The organism is Sphingobium anseongense (genome assembly GCF_037725245.1).
Classification (GTDB): domain Bacteria; phylum Pseudomonadota; class Alphaproteobacteria; order Sphingomonadales; family Sphingomonadaceae; genus Sphingobium.
On the sequence record NZ_JBBJUL010000003.1, the window covers coordinates 257,930 to 282,953 of the forward strand.

At 64.5% G+C, this 25,024-nt stretch carries 21 protein-coding genes and 1 pseudogene; 7 read left to right on the top strand and 15 right to left on the bottom strand.

Annotated features, from left to right (window positions below; genetic code table 11):
* Nucleotides 1-83 precede the first annotated feature (83 nt).
* The 8 genes and pseudogenes from WG908_RS05810 to WG908_RS05845 form a co-directional block, all read right to left on the bottom strand.
* Nucleotides 84-920, bottom strand: coding sequence for a LysR substrate-binding domain-containing protein (locus WG908_RS05810; RefSeq protein WP_340185623.1), 837 nt, complete (start codon nucleotides 918-920; stop codon nucleotides 84-86).
* A 227-nt stretch (nucleotides 921-1,147) separates the two neighbouring features.
* Complete coding sequence (locus WG908_RS05815; RefSeq protein ID WP_340185624.1) at nucleotides 1,148-1,552, bottom strand: nuclear transport factor 2 family protein; 405 nt, start codon at nucleotides 1,550-1,552, stop codon at nucleotides 1,148-1,150.
* A 597-nt stretch (nucleotides 1,553-2,149) separates the two neighbouring features.
* A complete protein-coding gene (locus WG908_RS05820) occupies nucleotides 2,150-2,980 on the bottom strand; it encodes an alpha/beta fold hydrolase (protein ID WP_340185625.1) in 831 nt (276 codons plus the stop codon).
* A 101-nt stretch (nucleotides 2,981-3,081) separates the two neighbouring features.
* Entirely contained in the window at nucleotides 3,082-3,660 is a 579-nt protein-coding gene (locus tag WG908_RS05825; RefSeq protein ID WP_340185626.1) for a malonic semialdehyde reductase, read from the bottom strand.
* Between the two features lie 157 nt (nucleotides 3,661-3,817).
* A complete protein-coding gene (locus tag WG908_RS05830) occupies nucleotides 3,818-4,267 on the bottom strand; it encodes a rhodanese-like domain-containing protein (protein WP_445326672.1) in 450 nt (149 codons plus the stop codon).
* Nucleotides 4,268-4,288: 21 nt separating this feature from the next.
* Nucleotides 4,289-5,374, bottom strand: a pseudogene (locus WG908_RS05835) (rhodanese-like domain-containing protein); the annotation flags it as partial.
* Nucleotides 5,375-5,382: 8 nt separating this feature from the next.
* Entirely contained in the window at nucleotides 5,383-6,009 is a 627-nt protein-coding gene (locus tag WG908_RS05840) for a cysteine dioxygenase family protein (RefSeq protein ID WP_340185627.1), read from the bottom strand.
* Nucleotides 6,010-6,018: 9 nt separating this feature from the next.
* Complete coding sequence (locus WG908_RS05845; RefSeq protein ID WP_340185628.1) at nucleotides 6,019-7,065, bottom strand: YeiH family protein; 1,047 nt, start codon at nucleotides 7,063-7,065, stop codon at nucleotides 6,019-6,021.
* Between the two features lie 335 nt (nucleotides 7,066-7,400).
* Between WG908_RS05845 and WG908_RS05850 the strand changes: the two genes are divergently transcribed.
* The 5 genes from WG908_RS05850 to WG908_RS05870 all read left to right on the top strand — a co-directional run bounded on the left by WG908_RS05850 (nucleotide 7,401) and on the right by WG908_RS05870 (nucleotide 13,080).
* The gene (locus WG908_RS05850; RefSeq protein ID WP_340185629.1) at nucleotides 7,401-8,066 is read left to right on the top strand and encodes a glutathione S-transferase family protein; all 666 of its coding nucleotides are present in this window, start codon (nucleotides 7,401-7,403) and stop codon (nucleotides 8,064-8,066) included.
* Nucleotides 8,067-8,320: 254 nt separating this feature from the next.
* A complete protein-coding gene (locus WG908_RS05855; protein ID WP_340185630.1) occupies nucleotides 8,321-9,214 on the top strand; it encodes a LysR substrate-binding domain-containing protein in 894 nt (297 codons plus the stop codon).
* A gap of 273 nt (nucleotides 9,215-9,487) precedes the next feature.
* Nucleotides 9,488-10,867 carry an MFS transporter gene (locus WG908_RS05860; protein WP_340185631.1) on the top strand — a complete coding sequence of 460 codons (1,380 nt, stop codon included), beginning with the start codon at nucleotides 9,488-9,490 and terminating at the stop codon, nucleotides 10,865-10,867.
* 47 nt (nucleotides 10,868-10,914) lie between these two features.
* Nucleotides 10,915-11,799 (top strand): alpha/beta hydrolase family protein, encoded by an 885-nt coding sequence (locus WG908_RS05865; protein WP_340185632.1) that lies wholly within the window; start codon nucleotides 10,915-10,917, stop codon nucleotides 11,797-11,799.
* A 69-nt stretch (nucleotides 11,800-11,868) separates the two neighbouring features.
* Nucleotides 11,869-13,080, top strand: coding sequence for an acyl-CoA dehydrogenase family protein (locus WG908_RS05870; RefSeq protein ID WP_340185633.1), 1,212 nt, complete (start codon nucleotides 11,869-11,871; stop codon nucleotides 13,078-13,080).
* 120 nt (nucleotides 13,081-13,200) lie between these two features.
* On the opposite strand, the gene ftsH is transcribed toward WG908_RS05870, so the two are convergent.
* The 6 genes from ftsH to ptsP all read right to left on the bottom strand — a co-directional run bounded on the left by ftsH (nucleotide 13,201) and on the right by ptsP (nucleotide 20,843).
* On the bottom strand, nucleotides 13,201-15,147 hold the full coding sequence (gene ftsH / locus WG908_RS05875) for an ATP-dependent zinc metalloprotease FtsH (RefSeq protein ID WP_340185634.1): 1,947 nt from the start codon (nucleotides 15,145-15,147) through the stop codon (nucleotides 13,201-13,203).
* Between the two features lie 121 nt (nucleotides 15,148-15,268).
* Complete coding sequence (locus WG908_RS05880) at nucleotides 15,269-15,457, bottom strand: hypothetical protein (RefSeq protein WP_340185635.1); 189 nt, start codon at nucleotides 15,455-15,457, stop codon at nucleotides 15,269-15,271.
* 115 nt (nucleotides 15,458-15,572) lie between these two features.
* Nucleotides 15,573-16,511: a tRNA lysidine(34) synthetase TilS gene (tilS, locus tag WG908_RS05885; protein ID WP_340185636.1), complete on the bottom strand. Its 939-nt coding sequence runs from the start codon at nucleotides 16,509-16,511 to the stop codon at nucleotides 15,573-15,575.
* 19 nt (nucleotides 16,512-16,530) lie between these two features.
* Nucleotides 16,531-17,457 carry a tetratricopeptide repeat protein gene (locus WG908_RS05890; RefSeq protein ID WP_340185637.1) on the bottom strand — a complete coding sequence of 309 codons (927 nt, stop codon included), beginning with the start codon at nucleotides 17,455-17,457 and terminating at the stop codon, nucleotides 16,531-16,533.
* 74 nt (nucleotides 17,458-17,531) lie between these two features.
* Nucleotides 17,532-18,503 carry a helix-turn-helix domain-containing protein gene (locus WG908_RS05895; protein ID WP_445326669.1) on the bottom strand — a complete coding sequence of 324 codons (972 nt, stop codon included), beginning with the start codon at nucleotides 18,501-18,503 and terminating at the stop codon, nucleotides 17,532-17,534.
* Between the two features lie 66 nt (nucleotides 18,504-18,569).
* Nucleotides 18,570-20,843, bottom strand: a complete 2,274-nt coding sequence (ptsP, locus tag WG908_RS05900; RefSeq protein ID WP_340185638.1) for a phosphoenolpyruvate--protein phosphotransferase — start codon at nucleotides 20,841-20,843, stop codon at nucleotides 18,570-18,572.
* A 218-nt stretch (nucleotides 20,844-21,061) separates the two neighbouring features.
* Between ptsP and WG908_RS05905 the strand changes: the two genes are divergently transcribed.
* A complete protein-coding gene (locus WG908_RS05905; RefSeq protein WP_340185639.1) occupies nucleotides 21,062-22,228 on the top strand; it encodes a pyridoxal phosphate-dependent aminotransferase in 1,167 nt (388 codons plus the stop codon).
* A 155-nt stretch (nucleotides 22,229-22,383) separates the two neighbouring features.
* Here the strand turns inward: WG908_RS05905 and WG908_RS05910 are convergent, their stop codons facing one another.
* Nucleotides 22,384-23,370 carry a GlxA family transcriptional regulator gene (locus WG908_RS05910; protein WP_340185640.1) on the bottom strand — a complete coding sequence of 329 codons (987 nt, stop codon included), beginning with the start codon at nucleotides 23,368-23,370 and terminating at the stop codon, nucleotides 22,384-22,386.
* A 399-nt stretch (nucleotides 23,371-23,769) separates the two neighbouring features.
* On the opposite strand from WG908_RS05910, the gene WG908_RS05915 reads away from it, so the two are divergent.
* The gene (locus tag WG908_RS05915; RefSeq protein ID WP_340185641.1) at nucleotides 23,770-25,023 is read left to right on the top strand and encodes a phenylacetate--CoA ligase family protein; all 1,254 of its coding nucleotides are present in this window, start codon (nucleotides 23,770-23,772) and stop codon (nucleotides 25,021-25,023) included.
* Nucleotide 25,024: the final 1 nt, after the last annotated feature.

The window sequence follows — 25,024 nt, forward strand, 5'->3', positions numbered from 1 at the left end:
GGAAAAGCGGGAAACTGGCGTGGCGCGCAGGGGACGCGGCGCAATATCGTTCGTCGAACAGGCTGGTCGCGTCGATCGACAGGTCAGCGCGCTTCGATGGCTTCGCGTGCCAGTTCGGCAAGGCGCTGCGCCGCTTCGCCCAGCGCGTCGGCGGTGCGCAGGATCGCGGCGACGCGGGGCAAAGCGGGCAATCGTTCATGCTCGATCGTCCGGCTTTCGCCCAGAAACAGGGGCGTGCGGCAGGTGATGCCAAGTCCGGCGTCCACCGACGCCTTCAATGTCGCGAGATTGGGCGTTTCCACCACGATCCGCCATGCAATCCCGGCATTGTCCAGCTCCCTGATGGCAGCCTCGCGGAATCGGCATGGTTCTTCCAGCACGACGAGGGGAATGACTGCCCGATCGGCAAGCGCCGCTTCGCCATACCAGCCGATCGGAGAAATCGTGACCGCGTGACTGTCGCTGGGCGCCGCAAAGCCGAGCAGAATGTCCAGTTCGCCCCGTGCGAGCAATGTCTGCAACTCGACCGTCCCGGCCACCCGCGCAAAAATCTGCGCCTGGGGATGCAATTCGGAAAAGCGCGACAGCAAGCCGGTCAGCAGATTGTCGGCGAAGTCCTGGACCATACCGATTCGCACCGGCCCGGCAAAGCGCCCGGAACTGACCGCCGCAACCGCCTCGTCATGCAACAGCAGGACGCGCCTGGCATAATCCAGCAGCACGCCTCCTATCGGCGTAAGGTTCAGCCGGCGCCCTTCACGCAGGAACAGCGTCTGCTGCACCAGTTCCTCCAGCCGCTTGATCTGCAGGCTCAGCGCCGACTGGGTGACGAAGACCCGATCGGATGCGCCCAGCATCGACCCGGCGTCGACGATGGCGACGAAACTGCGCAACATGTTGGTCGGTAAATTGACCGGCACGGCAAACCTCATTTTTTGACAGCGGCTGATCCCAGGCGGATCGACATGCCATCCATTTGCCGATAGCTATATATCAATCAAATTAATAGAGATTTTTGCGGCCGAAGGAAAAATTGGCAGCGTCAAGGCGGCGCCGCCGATGTGCGCGCACACGATAAGCCGCGCTGCACCGGGGCGCAGCGCGGCCTATTTGTTCCTTTCGCCAGCGCGAGGCGCGGCAAAGCCGGTTAGAGGAGGCCCGCCGCCTTAAGAGCGGTTGCGGTGTCTCCATAGACCACTTGCAGCTTTTGCGTCTTGCCATCGACGATCGTCCAGATTTCGATGAGAGGGATGGTCACCGATATGCCCGTGTTCCTGCCGGTCAGATCAAGTGCGCCCCACGCGACAACATTGTCGCCGCTGGCGATGATGTTGTGCTTTGTGAACTTCAATACCGAAAAATGTTCCAACACCTTGCCGATGACGGTCGGAAAGCCTTCGGCGCCCTTGTAAATGCCGCCATAAGGAAGGGATTCGGCTTCGTGAATCTCTGTATCGGGCGTGAAACTTGCCGTGAAGCCATCCGCGTCACCGCGCTCGTTCGCCGCGTAGGCAGCTTCGGCAATCTTGATATTTCGTTCTTCTACCGACATTGTTTCATCCTCTCATTCAACGGCAAATGGGCATGTTTATAGTTGACGGCTCATGCCTCTGATCAGGCGAAACTGCCAACGGCTGGGGGAGCATCACGCCATTGTGGAAGCGTAATTATAGCTTTCCATTTCAGTGTAAAACTTTTTTTCGTCGCGGTCCGATTGGCGCGGCGGCCAGGTCGGCGGGCGCAATGGCATTCGGCTCTGGCCGCAGCAGTGCTGGACAAGGAAGGGGAATTATCGATGACGGCCTGTACGGGCGAGCATCGATAACGCGCCTGCCGGAGAGAATGGCGATGAAAGTTTGAATGCACGACAATTGTGACAGGGGGCCGAGGATCGCACCGGTTGGTCGGATTTCGGCCTGGAGGATTATCGCGAAGGGCGCGAAATGCTGGTATCGGGCCTGAACGCCCAACTTGTCGTTCGACCGCATCGCGAACCGCCGTGCCCGACCAGCATCTTGTGTTCGAAGTGCCGCAGGGCACGGACATGGCCTCGCCCGTCATGGTCAATCCACGCCGGGACCAGGAGGACCTTGCTATCCGGCTGCGTCGGGAACTCGGCCTCTCCTGACTTCGGCCCGGCGCCGCCATGCTACAAGCTCGCGCCGCCGACGAAATCCCTGACATAGGGCGCGAGGTCGTCGCCGGCGAAGGTGCAGTAATAGCTGCCATAGCCGTCCCGTTCGACGACCTTGGCATGGGGTAGGGCCTTCTTCGCGCGTTCATGCCAGAAAAACACGATGTCGCGCTTGCCGCAGACCAGCAGGATCGGGCAGGTTACCCGACCGAGAATTTCGGGCATATTATGCTTGAACACCGCGCGATAGCCCCAATGCCATTGGGTGCCCGCGGTCAGCGTGTCGATCAGTTCGCTGTGATAGATTTCGGCCGGCACGGGATGAAAGGGTGCGTCCGGTTCGATCGGGGGAGAGCTGTCGCAATCCTTCACCACCCGCGTCCATGCGGTGATCGCCTGCGACCCCCTGATGTCGGGCGGATTGTCGTAGATATATTTGCTGTTGCGGGCGCTTTCCTCCATCGTCGGATAGGTCACGCCGGCCAGCATGATGCTGGCCACCCGGTCGGGGTGGGTCGCGGCCAGTTGCGATGACACATTCGTGCCGCCATGATGGCCGAAACAGTGGAATCGTCCGATGCCCAGCGTATCGATGGCCTCCATCATGACCTCCGCCATATAATCATATGACGGCTCGGCGGTGGGCATGAAGCTTTGCCCGTAATGGGGCAGGTCGAATGCATACATCGGACAGAAACCGTCCAGAGCGGTGATCAGGCTTTCGAACGATGACGACGAACTGGCGGTCATGTGGAAAAACAGGATGGGGAGGCCCTGGCCGCCTTCGCTGTATCGATAATGGATTTGGCCGTCCCTCGTGTCGACATAGCCCTTCCTTATCGGCATTTCATCCATCCTCCTTGTTCAGCTTTTGACTCCGCGCGGGCGGAACGGACCCATTGTTAATCGGCAAAGCGCTGACGCCAGCCTCAATCTGCACGCTCGGCTCAGGCGAAGCGAGCGGCCTCTTCGAACGGCAGGCGCGGCAGGCGCGCATGCGGGTGTGGCGTCTGGCCATGCCCAAGGTTCATCAGGAAGTTGGTGGTCCATCCCGTGCCGGCGAAGAATTCCGCGTCCACCAGATCCTTGTTGAAACCCGACATCGGACCGGCGCTCAGCCCCAGCGCGCGTGCGGCGAGCAGCAGGTAGGCGCCCTGCAGCGACGAGTTGCGAAAGGCGGTTTCCTTGGCGGCTTCCGGGCTGCCGGTAAACCATGAACGGGCGTCGGTGTGGGGGAACAGAAAGGGCAGCTTGTCGTAAAAGGCGCTGTCTTCCGCCACGATCACGGTCACCGGGGCGGACATGGTCTGGTCGACATTGCCGCTGGACAGGGCCGGGCGCAATCTTTCCTTGCCCTCCTGCGTGCGGATGAAGACGAACCGCGCGGGCGAACAATTGGCCGAGGTCGGGCCGAATTTCACCAGGTCATACAAGTCGCGCAGCAGATCGTCGGACACCGGCTCGTCGGTCCAGTGGGTAAAGGTTCGGGCCTGGGTGAACAGGATGTCGGTCGTCGTTTCAGGCATCGAAATTCCCTCATATCGAACATGGTTTCATGACGGGCTAAGCCAAACTGCGCGGCTTGTCCAAGGCATCCGACGGGCATCCGGCGCGGCGCCGTCGCCCGATCCGGGCTGGTGTTGCCCGGTTTTCAGGGTGTCGCGGCGGTCGTTGTCGTCATTGTCAGATGACGAAAAAGCCATGCGTTCCGTCACGCTTGAGCTGGTCGACCAGTCCATATTCCCAATCGAGATAGGCCTGCATCGCCGCTGCCGCATTGTCGGTGCCGACATAGGGGCGCTTGTAGATATCGTCGGCGGGCGTCAGCGGATTGTCGAAACCCGATTCCAGCGGGCGACCAGCCGCTTGCCAGGCGGCCGTGCCCCCCGTCAGCACGCGGGCGCGGCGGCTGCCGGCCAGATCGGCAGCCGCAAACATCGCCAGCGCGCCATCGGGGGAGGTCAGCACGATGTCCGCCGCATCGTCCAGCGCGGCCAGCGCCGCGTCCAGCCGGGCGCGGATCGCGAAGCGGGCGCCGGCAATATGCCCGGCGCGATGCGCTGGCGAAGGCGCAAGGTCGATCAGCGTCGTGCGCCCGGATGCCATTGCCGCCGCCAGATCGGCGACGGACAATGTGTCGACGGCCGGTCGCGGTGGCAGGGTGGGCGTCCAGGCACCGGTTTCCACCGCTTCTTCGGCGCTGCCTTCGACGACGTAAACGTCCCATCCCATCTGCGCGAGCCAGGATGCGCTCATATGCGCGCGCACGCCGCGATCGTCCCACAGGACGATGCGCGCGCCGCGCACGGGCGCGACCATGTCGGTTTCCTGCACCAGCTGCCCGCCCGGCACGTTGCGAAAGCCCGGCACATGGCCTGCCGCATATTCCTGCGTCGTCCGGACATCGAAGCGATACAGCGTCCGCCCGGTGTCGGTGGCGAGGCGGGCGACCTGATCGCCGGTCAACAGCCGGACCCCGGCACGATAGGACACGTCGCGCGCCCGTTGCAGCGCGGCTTCGCCCGCTTCCGCCCCGACGTCGGGCGCCTGCCGGGTTTCGCCATGCTCCAGCTCCAGGCCCTCCAGCGTCCACCCGATGGTGCCGTTGCGCAGCGCGAAGACGGGGTTGGGAACCCCGGCATTGATCAGCGACTGGGCGCCGATGATGCTGCGCGTCCGCCCGGCGCAGTTGACGACGATGGTCGTTTGGGGGTCGGGGGCCAGCGCCCGCGCCCGCAGGACGAGTTCGGCGCCCGGAACGCTGGTGCCGCCGGGGATGCTCATGACCGCATATTCGTCGGGTCGCCGGGCATCCATGATCGCCACGTCCGCCTTTGCCCGCAACATCGCGTCCAGGTCGAGCGCGGGGAGCAGGGGGGTGTGCCGCCGTCCTTCCACCACCTCGCCAAAGGCCTTGCTGTAGGAATTGACGTCCTGGAACAGCTCCCCGCCATCGGCCTCCCAGCCCGCCAGGCCGCCTTCCAGCGACCGCACGTCGCTATAGCCCAGCGCCGCCAGCCTGCGCGCCGCGATCTTCACCAGCCCCTCGCCATCGTCATACAGGACGATCGGCACGTCCCTGCGCGGCAGCCGGTCGATCGCCTCGACCTCGATCTGTCCCGCCGACATCTGCGATGCGAACAGCGGGTGGGAAAGGGCGAAGGGGGCTTCTTCCCGCACATCCAGGATCGCGATTTCCTGCCGGGTCAACAGGTGGAAGCGAACGTCGGCGGGGGTCATGGATTGGGTCACGAATCTTCTTTCGACAGGTCCCAGATATTGGGAAGCGTTGCACTGGAATAGCCCGAAATGAAGGGCTTTGTGCTTCCATCCAGCCCGTAGACGGTACGGGTTACGGCGCCGATATTGGCGCCATAGACATGGATGCTGATGGAAGGCCGGTCATCATAATGGTTTCGCACCTGATGGATGTCGCCCGTCGCGGGCGATAGCGTTTCGACCTCGCCGGGCTTCAGCCTCAGGACCGGTCCGACCGGCCGGGGAATGCCGGCATCGTCCAGCGCATAATTTTGCGCGACTTCCGATCCGCGCAACATGCCGATCAGCCCCCAGGTGCCGTGATCATGGATCGGCGTCGATTGCCCCGGCCCCCACACGAAGCTGGCGATCGAGAAGCGCTGGCGGCTGTCACAATGCAGCAGATATTGCTGATAGGTTTTCGGGCTGGGCACGGCGCAATCGGTGGGCAGCCAGTCGTCATGCGCGACGAGTTGCGCCAACAGGCCTGCCCCCTGCGCCAGCAGCGCCTGTTCGCCGTCGATCCGCTCGATCGCGTCGGCGAGCGCTCCAACGAAATCGCGCAGGCGCGACAGGCGCGGTGGACGGGCAATGGCGTGAGGGTCTTGTTCGATCATCGGGCGACCTTAAAACAGCATCATGGCTGCGGCCAATGACAAGAGCAGCGCGACGACCGACGCGCCCACGATCACCATCAGCGGCTTCATGCCGCTCGACAGCAGCGATGCGAGGGGAGAACTGATCCCGGCCGCCGTGATGGCCGCGGCGATCAGCGTCGTCGCAAGGCCGCTCAGCGCCGAACCCAGGGCGGGCGGGATCATAATGACGGAATTGACGATGACCAGCAGCAGGAAGCCGGCCAGAAACCACGGCACCTTGCCGATCATCCGGCGCTCGCCGTCGCGCCGGGCAACGGCAAAGGCGACGATCGCCAGCACGGGCATCAACAGCGCGACACGGCTGAGCTTGACGATCGTCGCCGTCTCGCCCGCCCGTTCGGAATAGGAATATCCTGCGCCCAGCGCCTGTGCCACGTCATGGATGGACGCGCCCAGGAAAAATCCGGCTTCCTGGTCGCTCAGGTCAAGGATATGCGCCAGCATCGGGTAAAGCGACATGCCGATCGCGCTGACGGCGGCGATGCCGACAAGGACGATCGACAGATGGGCGGGATTATCGCGCCGGCTGTTGAGCACGACAGACAGCGCCGCCGCCGCTGACGCGCCGCAGATGGCGACCGCGCCACCCGCCAGCGTCCCGAAACCCGCGCCAAAGCCCAGCATCCGCGCAATGGCGATGCCCGACAGCAATGTTGCGGCGGTGATGACGGTCACGGCGCAGAGCGCGGCCGGGCCAAGATCGGCAATTTGCGACAGGGTGATGCGCAGCCCGATCAGCATGATGCCGACGCGCAGCAATGTATGCGACGCCAGGCCCAGCCCCTTGCGCAGGCGCGGGTCCTGATTGAGGAAGCTGAGCGAAAGCCCGATCAGCAGCCCCATCAGCGCCAGCGGCGGGCCATAATGGCTCGACAGGAAGCTTGCGGCCAGAACGGCTGCGGCAGTGACGGCCAAGCCTGGCCAATAGGTGCGCAGCGAACTGGTTTCCTGCTCGTACAGTTCGCAATAGAGATCGGCCGCCGTTACCGATAGGGGAACGGCATGGCGTGGCATCGTCGTGCTACTGTCTTCGTTCGCCAGCTTGGATACCCTTTTGCAATGCCTCAGGCTTGAATGTCGGGCTTGTGGACGGCGGCCATCGCCTCTGCAATTGAGTTTCTTTAAGACCCTATATGGGAAACGCTCAAGCACCAAGGCGCGGGCCGTTGCCTCTTGTCCGTTTCGACAGGTTGGTGGAGAATATGAGCGGCGCTCATGAGCCACTGACGATTATTCGTTTGAGATCGGCCCGGCAAATTTTCATCAGCGTCGTTGCGGTGCCTTGCCGTCGCCGACCGCGGGCGGTCGATAGCGGGTCGGTGGATCAACCTGATATTGGGGTTTAGCGAATGTCCATGAAACTTTACGGCGCATCGGGAAGCTGCGCTCTGGTCGCTTTGTGGGCGGTGGAGCAGGCGGGGGCCGACTATGAACTGGTTTCGCTGAACCTGGGGGCAGGGGACCAGCGCCATCCGGCCTTCCTCGCCCTCAACCCGCATGGCCGGGTCCCGGCGTTGGAAACGGACGGCGCGGTCATCACCGAACTCAACGCCATATTGGTCTATCTGGCCGCACGCTTTCCCGGTGCGGGCATCCTGCCGATGAACGATGTGCTGCTGCTTGGCCGCACGATGGAATTGCTGTGCTGGTTTTCATCCACCGTCCACGTCCATGTCGCCCAGTGCTTTCGCGGCGAGCGCTTCACCGACGACGCCGATGTCAAGGACAAGCTCAAGCAATCGGGCAAGGTCCGTCTGGCTGCGGCGCTGGCTGAACTGAACGAGACGATCGGGCAGCGCGGGGCATATCTCAACGGCGACGGGTTCAGCGCCGTCGACATATTCAGCATCGTCGTGTGGCGTTGGGTGCAGCGGCTGGAGATCGACTGTTCGGCTTTCGGTCGCTGGACCGGCAAGGTTCAGCATGACATGGCCCGGCCCGATGTCGTCCGCGCGCTCGAACGGGAAGCCAACGCCGCGCCGCCATCCTGGGTTGCCGCCGCCCGGGCAAGCTGAAACCATTTCATGATCCCAAAGGAAGATGCGTCTTCACCCATCGGCCGCCACCGCCTGCCACCGCCCGCCGATGCCTGCTTGCTCCGTTCCGGTCCGATAGGATAGGATGGCGCGAAATATTGTCCGACAGCGCGCCTGCCTCATGCGACCATCGGGCAGGGCAGGCTTACAAGGCACATGGAGAGGGTCAGAAAGCTCCAGTGCCGACAACCGGGATAATGGCCGCGCGACCGTGGCCGGGATGGGGATGAGAGATGCAAGTGAACCTGCCGACCAATTTGCTGCGAAGTTTCGTGGCGATAGCCGACACCGGTTCCATCGTCCGCGCGACCGACAAGATTTTTCTCACCCAATCCGCGCTCAGCCTGCAAATGAAGCGCCTCTCGGAAATCGTTCAGGTGCCGCTGTTCCGGCGGGAGCAGGGAACATTGGTGCTCACCGCCTCGGGGGAGCGGCTATTGGGGTTGGCGCGGCAGATACTGGACCTGAACGACCAGGCGGTGGACAGTCTCGACCGCGCGGGGCTGCACGGCCCGGTGCGCATCGGCATCGTCCAGGATTTCGGGGACGACATTCTGTCGGGCGTCCTGCCGCGCTTCGTTCATCTCAATCCCGAAGCGGAACTGCAGATACGGGTCGGCAATTCGCGCGAGATCAAGGAACTGCTGTCGGCCCAACTGATCGACATCGCGGTTTATTACTCGGTCGAAGCGGACGATTTCACCGTTTCACCGGCGCAAATGATCTGGCTTGGCGATCCCCGGCTGGTGGAACGCGAACGGCTGCCGCTCGCGTTCATGGCCAAACCCTGCCTCGCGCGCGACTGCGCCATTGCCGCGCTGGAAGCGGCCAATCGTCCCTACCAGGTCATTGTCGAAACATCGAATATTTCGGCGCTGCGTGTCGCTGTCGAGGCGGGGCTTGCGCTGACATGCCGGTCTTCTGCCTTTCTGGGGCATCGCTTTTCGGCCGTCGAGGTCGATAGCCTGACGCTGCCGACCTATTTCATCGCGGTCAGGACGCTGCCGTCGGCTCATGGCGCGATTGCCGGGCTGGCCGACCTGATCACCCAGGCCATCGAAAATCTCGTCTGCCCTCCGTTCGATCTGGAAGCGGCCTTTGGGGTGCGGGAAGCGGTGGACGCCTGAGCGGCGCGCGCCGTTTTTCACGGCCATCATGAACCATTGCAATGTGAGAGTTTGTAAAACTCACTTGATGCGACCCGCACCACTCAATTAGCTGCGATCAACCCTTTGATCCGAACGGAGACGTCTCATTCTGTACCTGGCATCGGTCATCGGTCCCTGTCGTCATTATCATGGATAACGGCATATGGGTCGGTATGAAGGCCTGTCGACCGGATTTCGCATGGAGGCCGGTCGGCGACAGACAGGCAACGCGCAGCGCTTACAAGGATGCCCATGATGGTTAGCGACGCGGATACAGCCACGAACGAAGCCTTCGCCCAAGAGCAGGGGCGTCAGCGATCATCCGCACCGCCGCAGGAATCGCGGCAGGTCACCGCTGCCTGGTATGCGCTGGCTGTCCTGTGCATCGTCACGCTCCTGTCGCAGCTTGACCGGCACGTCACCACGATCATCGTCGCGCCGCTGAAGCAGGAATTCAGCATGAGCGACACCCAGTTCGGGCTGCTCCACGGCTATGGTTTCGCCCTGACCTATGCGATTTTCGGCATTCCGTTCGGCCGGCTGGTGGATCGCAAGAGCCGCCGGAACATCATATTGTACGGCTTGCTCGCCTGGAGCCTTTTCACGTCCTTATCCGCCTTTGCTGACAGCTATGCCCAGTTGGTCATATTGCGGACCGGTGTGGGCATTGGCGAAGCCGTGCTGGGGCCGGCCGCCTATTCGCTGCTCATCGACTTTTTCGAACCGCACAAGCGCGGGCGTGCGACGGGCATCTACTATATGGCGATGTCGGTTGGCGGCGGCGCGTCCCTGTTCCTTGGCGGCGCCCTGCTCCAGCGCATTCCCCCCATCGGCCTCGACCTTGGGGGCCTGATAACGCTCGAACCCTGGCGTCTGCTGTTCCTTTTCGCGGGCCTCCCCGGCATTTTCGCCTGCCTGCTCATGCTGACCATACAGGAACCCGTGCGCCGGGGCATGGTGTCCGGCGAGACCGCGTCGATCCGTGATTTTCTCGACTATGCGTGGAAGAATATCGCGCTGCTCGGCCGGATATCGGCTGCCGGAACCCTGGCTGCCCTGGCCGGCTATGGGTCGGGCGCCTGGGCGCCGACCTTGCTCGAACGCCGCTTCGGCCTTCCGCCGGCCAGCACCGCGTGGGGCATAGGCACGGCGATAATCGTCGGCTCGATTCTGGGCACGGTGTGCGGCGGATGGCTGTCCGACCGCATGATCAAGCGGGGCAAGCTCAGCGCACGAACCCACCCGATGTTCTTTGGCTACATCACCTATATTCCGGCCGCCACCTTCGGTTTGATGCCCAATCCCTGGCTTGCGGTGCTGGGTTTCGGGCTGTTGCTGTTCAGCGTCGCGATGGTGCAGAGCGCTACTCCGCTGGCGCTGCAGGAAGCGGTGCCGGCGCACATGCGCGGGCAGATCGTGGCCCTGCAATATCTCATCCTGGCGCTCTGCAGCATCGGCCTTGGTCCAACGCTCGTGGGGCTGATCACCGACCTGGTGTTCAAGTCGGGCGACATGCTCGGCTGGTCGCTGCTCACTCTCGCGCTGCCGATCGCGCTCATAGGGTTCATGCTTTGCGGCTGGGGGCTCAACGAACGCGCCTACCGGATTCTGAAGGACCGGCAGGCAGGATGAACACAGCAGGATCCGACAGGTGCCGTGACGGACGGAAGGATATAGAAATGCCTGAACTTTCAACATTCAACACCAACGATCTGATCGATTCCACCATCAGCGATCCGTGCGTGCTGGACCCGGATTTCCCCTGCGAACAATTCATCACCCATTTCATCAGCCAGGGGTCGGTCGTCCACGCCACCGTCTGGATCGCGCAGGGGAAGGAGGCGAAGGGAACGCTCATCCTCAGCCCCCAATGGTATGGCGGCGACCGGCTCGAAAGCGTCATCATTCCGCTCATGACCGCCGGCATCAACGTCATGACCTTTCATCCGCGCGGGATGTGGGACAACCAGCATCGCTACACGCTGACCGGCGCGGTCGACGATCTGCTGGCGGCGGCGGACTATGTGCGTTCCGCCAGCACCAGCGAGATCCAGACGTCGCAGGGTCGCGCATGGCGCACCGATCCGTCGCGGATCGCTGTCATGGGGCTGAGCGGCGGGGGCGGCAATGTGAGTTTGTCGGCCTGTGCGGAGGATCCGTTGATCCAGTCGGTCATCGCCGTCGCATCGAACAGCATGGCCCCGGCCAGTCCCGAAGCGACCGAGCAGGTACAGGCCATCAATCGCCGCGCAAGGGCCATGTCGGCGGGCCGCATCGACGTGGAGGGCGTTTTGCAGTCGATGACGCCCGCCGATTATGACCGGATGCGGCCGACGGTTCGGGCGGTGGACCTGGTTGACAAGAATGTCCTGCTGGTAGGCGCCATGCGGGATACCGTCGCGCCGCTGGCAACGTCCCACCGGCCGATTGCCCAGGCCATGCGCGACGCGGGCGTGCGGGTTTTCGATGAAGTCATTCTGGATACCGATCACGGCTTCCTGACCAGGCGGATCGCGCTCGCCAGGCTGACGATACAATGGCTGCGGCAAAGATGCGGGTTCTAGCTGCAAAAACGATGAAGGCGCCATGGCCCATGGTCCGGGCGCGCGAACTGGATTTGGAAGGATTGCAAGATGGCGCAGCTCGCCGATATCAGCCGTGACACCATTGCCGTGCCTGGCCCGGTCGAACGGGTCAGGGCGCTCCAGCCGCTGATCGCGCTTCACGCGGATGAGGCCGATGCGCAGGGCCGCATCGTCGCGCCGGTGTTCGATGCGCTCAAGGATGCCGGTCTCTTCCGCCTCACCGCCGCCCAGCGCAGCGGCGGCGAGGGCGCGACGATGCGCGACTTTGTCGAAACGGTCGCGGAAATAGCCAAGTCGAGCGCGGGCATGGCCTGGGCTTATGGCCTGCTGGCCGGCACCACCGGCATGATCGCCTCGCTGCCGGAAGCGCAGACACAGCTACTTTTCAAGCAGGGCGATGAGCTTGGCTGCTTCGTCGGTTCGAAGGGCGGCGTCGCCACCAGATCGGGCGACGGCTATCTGGTAACGGGTCAATGGCCCTATGCGTCGGGGTGCCTCCATGCCGACTGGGCGTTGTGCGGCGTGATCGTGCGCGACGAACAGGGCGCGCAGATCGATTCGGGCAATGCCTTCATCGACCTTTCGAGCGACCAGGCGGGCATCATCATGGACTGGAAGGTGGCGGGCCTGTCCGCGTCGGGGAGCAACCGCGTCAAGGCCGACGGCCATTATGTGCCCGCGGCGCTGTTCATCCAGGACAACGACTTGGCCAATAGCGCGGCGTATATCGATAAAGGCCGCATCGAGCCGCGCGACCTGTGGCCGGTCGAGCCGCAATTCGGGCTGACCGTGCTGCCCGCCATGATGGGCGCGGCCGCCGGGATGCTGGAAGGGGTGCGACAGAAGATGAACGACCGCCCGATCCTTGCCTGGGAATATGCGCGCCAGTCCGATTCCGAACAGTTGCTGGCAAAGCTGGGCGAGGCGGCGATCAAGATCGATTCGGCGTGGCTGCATGTGTATCGCGCGTGTGACGTCGTCGACCGGATTGCGCAGGAACGCGAAGTCACGAAGATGGAAAAGGTGCGCACGCAAACCGATTGCGGTTACGCCATGCGCCTGATCCGCGAGGCGGCGGACATCCTGCTCGATATCGCCGGACCTGGGGCGTTCACGCTGACGAGCGCCGTCCAGCGGCTGTGGCGGGACCTCAGCATCGGCTCGCGCCACAATGCGCTCAATGCCGGCCTGTCTCTCGAACTGCTTGGACGGGCGCTGGTCGGTGCCAAATCCAACATCAAGAACATGCCGGAGATCTGACCCGACACCGGCGAAGCCGCGGCCGCGCCTGTGCAAGTGCTACCGGCCTGTCGCTGACCCTGGGGCACAAAAAGGGGCGGCTCCACTACAGGGAGCCGCCCCTTTCTGATATGGGGGGTGTCAGGCGCCGAGCGGCGTCGGATCGCCAAATGGCCCCTTGCGCTTGCGCGTGCGGGGTATGGAGGACCCGGCGGCGGGCACAGTCGACGGCTTGATCGTGGTTCCGTCGTCGCGCGTGATTTCGCCCCGCTCCAGCAACGCCTTGATTTCGTCGCCCGACAGCGTCTCATATTCCAGCAGTGCATTGGCCAGCAGATGCAACTGCGCTTCATGCCCGGTCAGCACTTCCTTGGCGCGGGCATAGCCCTGCTCCACCAACCCGCGAATTTCCTTGTCGATCAGCTTGGCGGTCTCGTCCGACATATGGACGCGCTGGCTCTGTGAATAGCCCAGGAACGTCTCGCCCTGCTGCTCTTCATATTGCAACGGCCCCAGCTTGTCGGACATGCCCCACTGCGTCACCATGTCGCGCGCCAGCTTGGTCGCGTACTGGATGTCGCCCGACGCGCCGCTCGACACCTTGTCATAGCCGAAGATGATTTCCTCGGCCACGCGCCCGCCCATGGCGACGGCCATATTGGCATGCATCTTGTCGCGATGATAGGAATAGCTGTCGCGCTCCGGCAGGCGCATGACCATGCCCAGCGCACGGCCGCGCGGAATGATCGTCGCCTTGTGGATCGGGTCGGACGCCGGTTCATGAACGGCGATGATCGCGTGGCCGGCCTCATGATAGGCGGTCATCTTTTTCTCGTCCTCGGTCATGACCATAGACCGGCGTTCGGCGCCCATCATCACCTTGTCCTTGGCCGCTTCGAACTCGTCCATCGCGACCAGGCGCTTGCCGCGCCGCGCCGCCATCAGCGCGGCTTCGTTGACCAGGTTGGCAAGGTCCGCGCCCGAAAAGCCCGGCGTGCCGCGCGCGATGACGCGCGGTTCGACATCGGGCGCCAGCGGCACCTTCTTCATATGGACGGCCAATATCTTCTCGCGGCCCTCGATGTCGGGGCGGGGTACCACGACCTGACGGTCGAAACGGCCCGGCCGCAGCAGCGCGGGGTCCAGCACGTCCGGGCGGTTGGTCGCCGCGACGATGATGATGCCCTCATTGGCTTCGAACCCGTCCATCTCGACCAGCAACTGGTTCAGCGTCTGCTCGCGCTCGTCATTGCCGTTGCCCAGGCCCGCGCCGCGATGACGGCCGACCGCGTCGATTTCGTCGATGAAGACGATGCAGGGCGCATTTTTCTTCGCCTGCTCGAACATGTCGCGTACGCGGCTCGCGCCGACGCCGACGAACATCTCGACGAAGTCCGAACCCGAAATGGTGAAGAAGGGCACGCCCGCCTCGCCGGCGATCGCGCGGGCCAGCAGCGTCTTGCCGGTGCCGGGCGAACCGACCAGCAAAGCGCCCTTGGGAATCTTGCCGCCCAACCGGGCGAATTTGGTCGGGTCCTTCAGGAATTCGACGATTTCCTGCAATTCCTCGCGCGCCTCGTCGATGCCCGCGACATCGTCGAACGTCACGCGACCGCTTTTTTCGGTGAGCAGCTTCGCCTTGGACTTGCCAAAGCCCATCGCGCCCGAACTGCCGCCCTTCTGCATCTGGCGCAGCACGAAGAAGGCGATGCCCAGGATCAGCAGGAAAGGCAGCGACTGGTAGAGCATGATCTGCCAGAAGCTCGGCCCTTCCTCGGCCTGGCCCGAATATTTGACGTTATAATCGTCCAGCAGCGTCGCCAGCGTGGGATCGTTCACCGGAACGGTGCTGAATTTCTGACCGTTGGAGAGGGTGCCGGTGATCCGGTCGGGCGCGACCTCGACTTCCTTGACCTGGCCTTCCTGCACCTTGGCGCGGAATTCGGAATAGGCGATGCCGGTGCCGCCGTTCGACGCCGAACGGCTGTCGAAGATCGACACGAACAGCAACAGGGCGATGATCACCCCCGCCCATATCATCGCGCTCTTGATCCAGGGGTTGGCCTGGGGGTCCTTATCGTCGTTCATGGCACTCTCTTTCGCCCAACAAGATAGGGGCGCTCAGCCAAAGCGCAAGCTGGCAGACGCCCGCCCGGACGGCGAAACCGCGCTGCCGCGCCGCGCCGGGCCTGGTCGACCGGTCCGGGTGTCACCCGGCTGCGGCGACGATGGCGATATAGCTCAACACCATGGCCGATCCGATCGACAGGCCGCATAGCATATAGCCGACATAGAGCAGCATTGGCGGGTGCGGCCGGGCCAGCTTGCGGTTACGCTGCGCTGCCGTAAGAACGATGCTGGCCAACAGGCCATAAGTTAATGCTGCAAACTCGAACATGGCCTAAATCCGCTTGAATGACCTGATCCCTCGATGGCGACAATGCTTGAAAATGGTCATCGCGGTGCAACATTTCGATGGAGCGTTGCGTGCAAGCGATATGCTGCGGAACCTTCTATGAGGTCGTGCGCGGGGGAGCGGGCACCAAAGTCCAATGCTCGCCGCCGATGATCAGATGATTGCCGATGCTCGCCTTGCCGCCGGCCATCGCGCAGGCGACCAGCCGGTCGAGCGCGTCGCCGCGCGGCGGCGGTGCGAGAGGATCGGCGATGCCGATCATCATGATCAACAGCCGGCGAAGGATTTCGCGCGGAAAATCGGTGCGGTCGAGCCGAACGGCGCTTCCCTGCTGCGTGACATGCCGCTCGGCAACGGTCCGCACCATCCATATGAGCGCCTCTTCCGCTTCCGCCAGCGCACAGGCGCTGCGGCTGGCCGCCTGCGGATCGAGCCAGTCTGCTGCCGCCAGCCGGGCGCGGAGCGCCGCCCGGTCGAACCGAAGGTCGGCATTGCTGGGGTCATCGACATGGGGCAGGCCGGCATCTTTGGCATAGGCCAGCAATTGCGCCTTCCTCATCCCCAGCAGCGGGCGAAAGACCGGGCCGGACCGCCGGCGCACGCCCGCCAGCCCCGCGATCCCCGATCCCCGGTTGAGGCGCATGATCATCGTTTCCAGCTGATCGTCGGCATGATGGGCGGTCAGGATATAGGCGATGCCGTGCTCGGCGCGCCATCCTTCCAGCAAGGCATAGCGCACCGTTCGCGCCCACGCCTGGACATTGCCCTTGACCGGCGCGGAGGGGCGCAGCGTGGCATGCGGCACGCCGTGCGCGGCGCACCATTGCGCCACCATCGCGGCTTCGTCCGCCGCCTCCGCGCGCAGGCCATGATCGACCGTGGCGGCCGCGACCCGACCGGGATAGCATCGCGCCGCCAGCGCCAGCAGCGCCATGCTGTCTGGCCCGCCCGAAACCGCCACGCCCAGCCGCGTCGCGCGCTCGTCGGGCAGCAGCGCCATCGCCTCGCGAAAGCGGGCCTCCACGCTGTCGGTCATGTCGGGCGACCGCGCATCATCAGCTGCACTTGGCGCGCGTACGTCCCTTGTCCATGAGGCCGCGCACGGCGGACGACATCGTCGCGCCATAGACCTGCTCCAGTTCCGCATAGACCTTGCAGGCATCGGCGGGCTTCTTCAGCTGGATCAGCGCTTCGCCCAGATAGGCCAGGCTGTCGGCGGCGCGATCGCCGCGCGGGCGCTTCTGGTAATTTTCGTAGAAGGCGACCGACGCCAGCGCCGGCTTGCCATCGTCCAGATAGGCCCGGCCGAGCAGGTTGCTCGCGCGGCTTGCGACCGAACTGTCGCCATGCTTGTCCACCGTCGCCTTCAGTTGCGCCTGCGCTTCGGGATAGAATTTCGCATCCCAGAGCCGATAGCCATAGGTATAGGCGTCGAGCGCCGCGTCGCCGGTGTCGGGCCGCTCGATCGCTGCCACCGCCGTCGTGCGCGCCTGGCTGGCGGTCGCCGTGGGTGCGGGCGCTGGGGTCGTGGGCGCGGCGACGGGTCGCGCAGGCGCGGCCGCCGGTTCGGCGGCGGCTGGCCGTGCGGCAGGCGTGTCGGGCGCGAGCAACCGGCCCTCGGTCTCGCTCTTGTACCGGTTGAACGCCTCTTCGAGCTGCTTGATCTTGTAGCTGTTGACCTCGGTAGCGCCGGTCAGTGTCGCAAGCTGCGATTCCAGCGCCGACACCCGCGCCATCAGGTCGACGACGGGGGTGTTCGCCGGGCTGCCGGGCGCGATGGTCGGCGCGGCGGGGCGCGTGATTTCCGCTTCCATCGGCGCGCCGGCGGGAAAGACCTTGCGCTGCACCGCGCGCATTTCCTTTTCCAGCCGGTCGACACGAGTCTCAACCGGCGCCTTCTGCGCGATGGCGGGCGTGCCGATGGCCAGCAACGCGGGCGCGCCCAGCAGGCACGCCGAGAGGGCATAGGAAGAATGGCGCATGGACAGGTTCCCCGACTGATGGCTTGGGTTTAACCATAAGCGCTAATTCGCCGCCGTAAAGCGGCTGTTGCGCTTCAGGGCGCGGGCGCGGGCGCTATGTCCGGTTCGGCCGGTGCGGCCGGCTCCGATGCGGTCGGTGGCGCCGGTGCCGTCGGCGCTGCGGCGGCCGGCGCGTTCGACCCGACCGGCCGGCTGGCCCACCCGGCTGCTGGCCCGGCAGGAGAGGGGGCGGGCGCCGCGCGGTCGGCGTCCGCCGGCGTGGGCGTCGTCGCCCGCGCCAGCAGCGCGGACGCGCTGATCGGCACATCGGCGATGGTGCGGTCCGGCGGGCCAAGCGGCGGCACCGCCTTGCCCCCCACCGTCACCGCCAGCGCCTGTGGCCGGCCGGTCAGGATCATCGCATCGCGCGCCTGGGCAGGCAGGGTGAAGGTCTCGCCCTTCTTCATCAGCCCCTCCTTCATGCGGGTGCCGGCATCGTCATAGATGCGCAGCCACACATCTTCCAGCGCGGTCAGGACCACGGCGGCGTCAGTCGGAACGGCGGACGGACGCGGGGCAGACGGCTTGCCCTGCGCCACCGTGTCCGGCGCGACCGCTTCGCTGTCGGGCGTCTGCAACTGCATGCGCCAGACACCAAAGCCGATGGCGACGATCAGGGCGATGCCAAGCGCGGTCCACGCCAACATGCGTGACGGCACCCTGGCCGGATCGACCGGTTCGAACATTTCATAGCGGTTGGCGCCCAGGTCCGAAGCGTGGACCGCGCGCCGCACCCGCGCGGCGATATCGACCTCGTCGATGGCGACGGCACGCGCATAGGCGCGGGCAAAGCCGATCGCATAGGGGATGCCGGGCAGCGCCTCATAATCGTCCCGCTCGATAGCTTCGAGCTGGCGCTGCGCGACGCGGGTGCGGATGGCGATGTCCTGCAGGCTCAGGCCCAGCGCTTCCCGCGCGCGGCGCAGCGTCGCACCTGGGCCATCCATATCCAGCGAACCCTGAGAGACGCCTTCGACGGCGCCGTCGATATGCTTTTGATCTGCCATGCTGCTCCGCGACGATTATGCTATCTTGTCTCACTGGGACAGCGGCGTTGTCAACGCCGCCGACGGTCAGTTCAGCTCCACTTGCCGCGCCCTTGCCCATTCCGTCAGCCGGGACCGGATGTCGGTGACGCCGCTCGCCAGCATCTCGCGCATATCGCCTTGCAACTCGCCTGCGTCGATTGATCGGATCATCGCCTTTACCGGACCTACCGATGCCGGCGTTATCGACAGGCGGCGTATGCCCAGGCTCACCAGCGCCATCGCCTCCAGCGTCCGGCCGCCCATTTCCCCGCACACCCCGACCGGAACGTCATGCGCCTCGCACGCGCGCACGACGCGGTCGAGAAAGCGCAATATCGCAATGCTGAGCCAGTCGTAGCGCTCGGCCAGCTTGGGGTGGGCGCGGTCGGCGGCGAACAGGAACTGGGTCAGGTCGTTGGTGCCGATCGACAGGAAATCGACGCGCGGCAACAATATGTCGAGCACTTCGGCCAGCGCCGGCACTTCGAGCATCGCGCCATAGCGCACGGCGGTCGGCAACTTTCGCTTCTGCCCGGCCAGCCATGCGCGCTGTCGTTCGACCAGTGCGCGCGCCTCCTCATATTCCCACGGTTCCGACACCATCGGGAACATGACGTGCAGCACCTTGCCCGCCGCCGCTTCCAGCAGCGCGCGGGCCTGCGCCTTCATCAAGCCGTCGCGGTCGAGCGCAAGGCGCAGCGCGCGCCAGCCCATCGCCGGATTGTCCTCCAGTTCCTCATCCTCCTGCCGCATATAGGGCAGCGCCTTGTCGCCGCCGATGTCGACGGTGCGAAAGATGACGGGGCGGTCGCCGGCGGCGTCGAGCACATCCTTGTACAGCCGCTGCTGCTTTTCGCGCTGGGGCAGGGTGGCCGACACCAGGAACTGGAATTCGGTGCGGAACAGGCCGATGCCGTCCGCGCCGACCAGATCGAGCGCCTGCGCATCTTCGCGCAGGCCGGCATTGACCATCAACTCCACGCGCTGCCCGTCCTTGGTCACCGACGGCAGGTCGCGCATCGCCACGAATTCGGCGCGCCGTTTCTGGGTGACGTTCAGCTTGTTTTCGAACGCCTCGTCCATGTCGGGGGTCGGGCGGATGATCAGGCGGTTGCCGATGACGTCCATCAGGATGAGGTCGCCTTCATTGACCTTGTGCCGGATGTCGCGCACGCGGCCGAGCACCGGTACGCCCATCGCGCGCGCCACGATCGTCACATGCGCGGTCAGCGATCCTTCCTCCAGGATCACGCCCTTCAATCGCCGCCGGTCATATTCGAGCAGTTCGGCCGGCCCCAGGTTGCGCGCGATCAGGATGGCGTCCTGCCGCAGCCCCATCTGCGCCGCGGTGCCCAGTTGCCCGGACACGATCCGCAGCAGTCGGTTGGCCAGGTCCTCCAGGTCGTGCATCCGGTCGCTCAGCAACGGATCGTCGATCTGGCGCATCCGCATCCGCGTGCGCTGCTGCACCCGTTCGATCGCGGCTTCGGCGGTCAGGCCGCTGTCGATCGCTTCGTTGATCCGCCGGGTCCAGCCTTCGTCATAGGCGAACATCTTGTAGGTTTCGAGCACCTCCTGATGTTCGCCGTCGACGCCGAATTCGGCCGCGCCGGTCATCCGGTCGATCTGCTCGCGCATTTTGGTGAAGGCGGAAATGACTCGCTGCCGCTCCGCCTCGGTATCCTCGGCGACGGTATGTTCGATATGGATGCGCGGCTGGTGAAAGACGACATGGCCGCGCGCCATGCCCATCACCAGTTGCAGGCCGGTCATGATGTTCGATCCGGTTTCCTGCACGCGCAGGTCTCCGGGATGGTCGTCGGCCAATTCGGCATTGGCGATCAGCTCGGACAGCACCATCGCCACCGTCTGCAACGCCTCGATTTCCACCTCTTCGTAACGGCGCGGTTCGACATGCTGAATGCACAGCACGCCGATCGCCCGTTCACGGCGCACGATGGGCACGCCGGCAAAGCTGTGGAACAACTCCTCGCCGGTTTCGGGGCGATAGCTGTAGTCGGGATGCGACGCCGCCTCGTCCAGGTTCAGCGTTTCGACATTGGTGGCGATCAGCCCGACCAGGCCTTCGCCCATCGCCATGCGCGTGACATGGACCGCTTCCTGCTTGAGGCCGCGGGTCGCAAACAGCTCCAGCACGCCTTCGCGGACCAGGTAGATGGAGCAGACCTCGCTCGACAGCGACTGGCCGATGATCTCCACCACCTTGTTGAGCTTGGCCTGCGCGCCCGTGCGCGCGGCCATGACTTCCTGCAACAGGACGAGAATCTGGCGGGCGGCGGCGGCGGGCGACTGGGGCATGATATTGCGCTATCAGATAGCGACTGTCCTTTCCAAGGCGTTTCGTATCCGGTCGCCGGACGACGCGGCGGCGCGCCGCATTTTGCGCCGAAACGGTGACCGGCAGATCATTATTTGCCAAAATTTCCCAATCGGGCAAACGGGCATTGCGGAAATGCGCCGCTCTTTCGTTAGTCACATTGTAACACGGGCCATTCCAGACTGAGGGGATAGACGACATGACCATGATGTTGGACAAGCAGGCGAAGGAAGATTTGATCGATCGCGGCTATTCGCGTCGGCAGTTGGGTCGCATCGCCGCTATTCTGGGCGCGGGCGCCGCCGCCCAGTCGATGCTGGTCGCGCCGGCCCTGGCGCAGCAGCAGGCCGGTCGCGGCATCAAGGGCGCGGTGCGCATCGGCGCCAACGAATGCTGGACCGGGCCGTTTCCGTCCGGCGTCGCGGCGATGGCCGAAGCCGCCCAGTTCGGCAACTGGTACGACCCGGACAATTATCGGGGGGATCTGATCAAGACCGTCGCCGCGGTCGAGGGCCTGCCCGAAACCCATATCATGCCCTGGCCCGGATCGGGCGGCCCGCTGGTCAGCATCGTCGCGGCCTATTGCTCGCCGACCAAGGGGCTGGTCACCGCCGATCCGACCTTCGAATCCGCCTGGCGCACCGCAGCCTATATGAAGGCGCCGATCGCCAAGGCGCCCCAGGCCGTCGGCAAGGGCCATGACGTAAAGGCGATGCTCGCCGCCGATCCCAATGCCGGCCTCTATTATATCTGTTCGCCCAACAACCCGACCGGCACCGTCACGCCGCTCGCCGACATCAAATGGCTGCTCGACAACAAGCCCGCCGATTCGATGCTGCTGGTGGACGAAGCCTATCTCCACTTCTCCGACGCGACGAGCGCCGCGACGCTGATCGGCGCCCGCAAGGACATCATCGTCATGCGGACCTTCTCCAAGCTGTTCGGCATGGCCGGGGTCCGCCTCGGCCTCACCTTCGCCGATCCGTCGGTGCAGGAACGGATCATGCTGTTCGGCCCGGCGGCTGGCGGCCTGGCGATCACGGCGATGCATTGCGGCAACGCCGTCTATACCGAAGCCGCGCTCATCAAGGCGCGCCGCGCGGAAATGATCGCCAATCGCGAAGAAACGATCGCCTGGCTCACCAAGAAGGGTATCGAGGTGCACCCCGGCAGCCAGGCCAATATGTTCATGGTCGACTGGAAAAGGCCCGCGAAGGAAATGCAGGCCGCGCTGCTTGCGACCCCCGAAAAGGTGCAGATCGGCCGCAGCTGGCCGATCTGGCCGACCGTGGGCCGCGTAACCGTGGGGTCGGCCAGCGACATGGCCGCCTTCCGCTCGGCGGTCGCCAAGGTGATGAACGTCTGAACCAGGGATCGTCGAGATCCGCGAGGGGGGGCGTCCGGCGATCCGTCGGGCGCCCCCTCCGTTATGGAGCGCGACGGCCTGCGCGCATCGCGCGAACGATCGGGATCGCCTGATGTCCGCTCAGGGCGAACGGCCATGACTGAAATCTCGATATTCTAGCTGTCCGTATGCGCCGGGCTTGGCATCGGCGGCGGTCGCCCGTTCCTCAATTGCGCCGCGCGGGCCTGGGTGATCACCCGCATGCTTTGCGGCGGGACACCGAATACCCGGACAAAGGCGCGGCGCATCCGGTCGGCGCTGCCAAAACCGACCTGGCGGGCGATGGCCGATGGCGGCAGGTCCGACCGGCCGACCAGCGCCAGCGCCGCCTCCAGCCGGATGCGCTCGACCGCCTTGGCCGGCGTCTGCCCCAGCGCGGTGGTGAAGGCGGGGACGAAATTGCGCGGGTGCATGCCCATATGTTCGGCCATTTGTTCGACCGATAGCGTCTCGTTCAGGTTGCGCCGCGCCCATGTGACCAGGCTTTTGAACCGCTCGTCGCCGTCGATGACCTGGCCGTCGCCGACGGGCCGGTGATGGCCCAGCAATTCGCGCGTCGCTCGCTTGGCGGCGTCGTGCCCCAGATCTTCGTCGATGATCCTCTGGGCGATATCCGCGCCGCCCATGACCGATGTGGATGTCCAGAATTTGCCGTCGCGGACGATGAATTCGTCGCCTTCGACCTGGATGGATGGGTAGATGTCGGCCAGTTCGCCGTTCAGCGACCAGTGGCTCGTCACCCGATGCCCGGTCAGAACGCCCGACGCGGCCAGGATCACCGTCCCGCTCGAAACGGCAGCGACATGGCGACAGCGGGCGCTCTGATGGCGTATGAACGCAGCGATCGCGGGCGACCGCTCGGCTTCGAAGCAGGCGTAACCGCCGCAGATGAACAGAATGTCGAGCTGTTCGACCTCGTCAAAGGCCATGGTATCGACGCAGACGCCGGCGGACGAGTGGACCAGCTGCCCCTGTTCCGACAGCAGCATGGCGCGATAGACCGGCGCGCCATAGCCCGGCACGGCTTCGAAAATGGAAAGCGGGCCGGCGACATGCTGGAGCTGGAAGCCAGCATGCACGACGAAGCCGATCGTATAGGTCACTGCCCGTTCCTCGACATCCCTCCGGGCCGCCAGCATTATTCGGCGCTGCGCTGTCCCTGCGCGATTATGTCGGTTTACCTGACCCGGCGCAAGGGCGGGGGCCGCGTCCGCCCCGGTGCCAGGGGAGCGCACCCCGCCGATTTAGGACTGGAATTTTTGCCCAGTTGACCCCCGGAACCGCATGATCGATCCTGACGGAAATAGACAATGGAGAATAGGATGCTGTCGAATGCTGAAAAGGCAAGATCGTGGGGTCTTCATGTCGATGAAGGCGACAACTGGAATGAACTTTTCTACTATTCGATCGACGATTTGCATTCAATTCCTGTCGAAGATTTGCAGCATATAGCGCTTAATGGCCTGAGGGAGCGCTTTGACAGTCTGAAATCCAGGCTGGTCATGCTCGATAAGCTGGCGAAGGAACAGGGCGTCAATGAAATAGACGATATCAATGACGCGGCGAAATTACTGTTCCAGCATTCCATCTACAAATCCTACCCGGTCAGCTTCGTCGAAAAATCGCAGTTCGATCGGCTGACGAAATGGCTGGGCGGCTTCACGACGGCGGACCTGTCCGGCCTCGATTTCGATGGCATCGACACGATCGACGACTGGATCATGCTGCTGGACGCGCAAACGTCGGTTCGCGTGCTCCATTCGGGCGGCACATCGGGCAAGCTGTCCTTCCTGCCGCGCGGCACGGTGGAAACCGATCTGATGGTCCAGGGCTGGCGCCTGCTGCACGAAGGGTCCGGCGCCGATATGCCGCCGATGGATGAAGTGCCCGTCATTTTCCCCGCCTACCGCACCGGCGCCTTCGCCCAGCAGCGGATGTTCAACCGGATGGTCGAAACGGTGTTCGGCGGCAATGAGGCTATGCTGCTGGCCCTGGACGACGGGCGGATGAGCGCCGACGCGCTGTCGCTGGGGGGGCGTCTGCAACTGGCGGCGCAAAAGGGCGAACTGGGCGAAGTGCGGCTGTCGCCGGCGCTGATCGCCCGGCGCGACGAATATGTGCGCAGCATGACCGACGCGCCCACCCGCATGCGGGATTTCATCGATGCCGTCGCCAAATCGCTCGCCGGCCGCCCCGTGGCCATGCTGGCATGGGTCGGCCAGCTCTATGACCTGGCGCAGGCGGGGCTGGACCGGGGCCTGTCCAACATCTTCGCTCCCAACAGCAACATCATGTTCGGCGGCGGCTGGAAGGGGCGCACCCCGCCGCAGGACTGGGCAAGGGTCATCACCACATTCCTCGGCGTCGACCATATCCGCGACGGCTATGGCATGACCGAATGCATCGCCTCGGCGCGCTCGTGCGAACATGGTCATTACCATATCTATCCGTTCCAGGTGCCCTTCGTGCTCGATCCGCTGACGGGCGATCCCTTTCCGCGCGAGGGGCAGCAGACCGGGCGGTTCGGCGTATTCGACCTGGGGGCGACGACCTATTGGGGCGGCTTCCTGACCGGCGACAAGGTGACCGTTTCCTACGAACCCTGCGCGTGCGGCCGCACGACGCCCATGGTGCTGGCGAACAGCATCAGCCGTTACAGCGAAGCGGAAGGCGGCGACGACAAGATCAACTGCGCCGGCGCGCCCGAAGCGCATGCAAACGCCCTGGCCTATCTGATGGCGTCGGTGGAGGACTGAC

Excerpts from the sequence above, each read along its gene's own strand:
- WG908_RS05915 (WP_340185641.1), top strand. The coding sequence starts at position 23,770 with ATGCTCGATAAGCTGGCGAAGGAACAGGGCGTCAATGAAATAGACGAT.
- WG908_RS05840 (WP_340185627.1), bottom strand. The coding sequence starts at position 6,009 with ATGATCGAACAAGACCCTCACGCCATTGCCCGTCCACCGCGCCTGTCG.
- WG908_RS05890 (WP_340185637.1), bottom strand. The coding sequence starts at position 17,457 with ATGCGCCATTCTTCCTATGCCCTCTCGGCGTGCCTGCTGGGCGCGCCC.
- ftsH (WP_340185634.1), bottom strand. The coding sequence starts at position 15,147 with ATGAACGACGATAAGGACCCCCAGGCCAACCCCTGGATCAAGAGCGCG.
- WG908_RS05895 (WP_445326669.1), bottom strand. The coding sequence starts at position 18,503 with ATGGCAGATCAAAAGCATATCGACGGCGCCGTCGAAGGCGTCTCTCAG.
- WG908_RS05870 (WP_340185633.1), top strand. The coding sequence starts at position 11,869 with ATGGCGCAGCTCGCCGATATCAGCCGTGACACCATTGCCGTGCCTGGC.
- WG908_RS05815 (WP_340185624.1), bottom strand. The coding sequence starts at position 1,552 with ATGTCGGTAGAAGAACGAAATATCAAGATTGCCGAAGCTGCCTACGCG.
- WG908_RS05820 (WP_340185625.1), bottom strand. The coding sequence starts at position 2,980 with ATGCCGATAAGGAAGGGCTATGTCGACACGAGGGACGGCCAAATCCAT.
- WG908_RS05880 (WP_340185635.1), bottom strand. The coding sequence starts at position 15,457 with ATGTTCGAGTTTGCAGCATTAACTTATGGCCTGTTGGCCAGCATCGTT.
- WG908_RS05865 (WP_340185632.1), top strand. The coding sequence starts at position 10,915 with ATGCCTGAACTTTCAACATTCAACACCAACGATCTGATCGATTCCACC.
- WG908_RS05905 (WP_340185639.1), top strand. The coding sequence starts at position 21,062 with ATGACCATGATGTTGGACAAGCAGGCGAAGGAAGATTTGATCGATCGC.
- ptsP (WP_340185638.1), bottom strand. The coding sequence starts at position 20,843 with ATGCCCCAGTCGCCCGCCGCCGCCGCCCGCCAGATTCTCGTCCTGTTG.
- WG908_RS05850 (WP_340185629.1), top strand. The coding sequence starts at position 7,401 with ATGTCCATGAAACTTTACGGCGCATCGGGAAGCTGCGCTCTGGTCGCT.
- WG908_RS05855 (WP_340185630.1), top strand. The coding sequence starts at position 8,321 with ATGCAAGTGAACCTGCCGACCAATTTGCTGCGAAGTTTCGTGGCGATA.
- WG908_RS05860 (WP_340185631.1), top strand. The coding sequence starts at position 9,488 with ATGATGGTTAGCGACGCGGATACAGCCACGAACGAAGCCTTCGCCCAA.
- tilS (WP_340185636.1), bottom strand. The coding sequence starts at position 16,511 with ATGACCGACAGCGTGGAGGCCCGCTTTCGCGAGGCGATGGCGCTGCTG.
- WG908_RS05825 (WP_340185626.1), bottom strand. The coding sequence starts at position 3,660 with ATGCCTGAAACGACGACCGACATCCTGTTCACCCAGGCCCGAACCTTT.
- WG908_RS05845 (WP_340185628.1), bottom strand. The coding sequence starts at position 7,065 with ATGCCACGCCATGCCGTTCCCCTATCGGTAACGGCGGCCGATCTCTAT.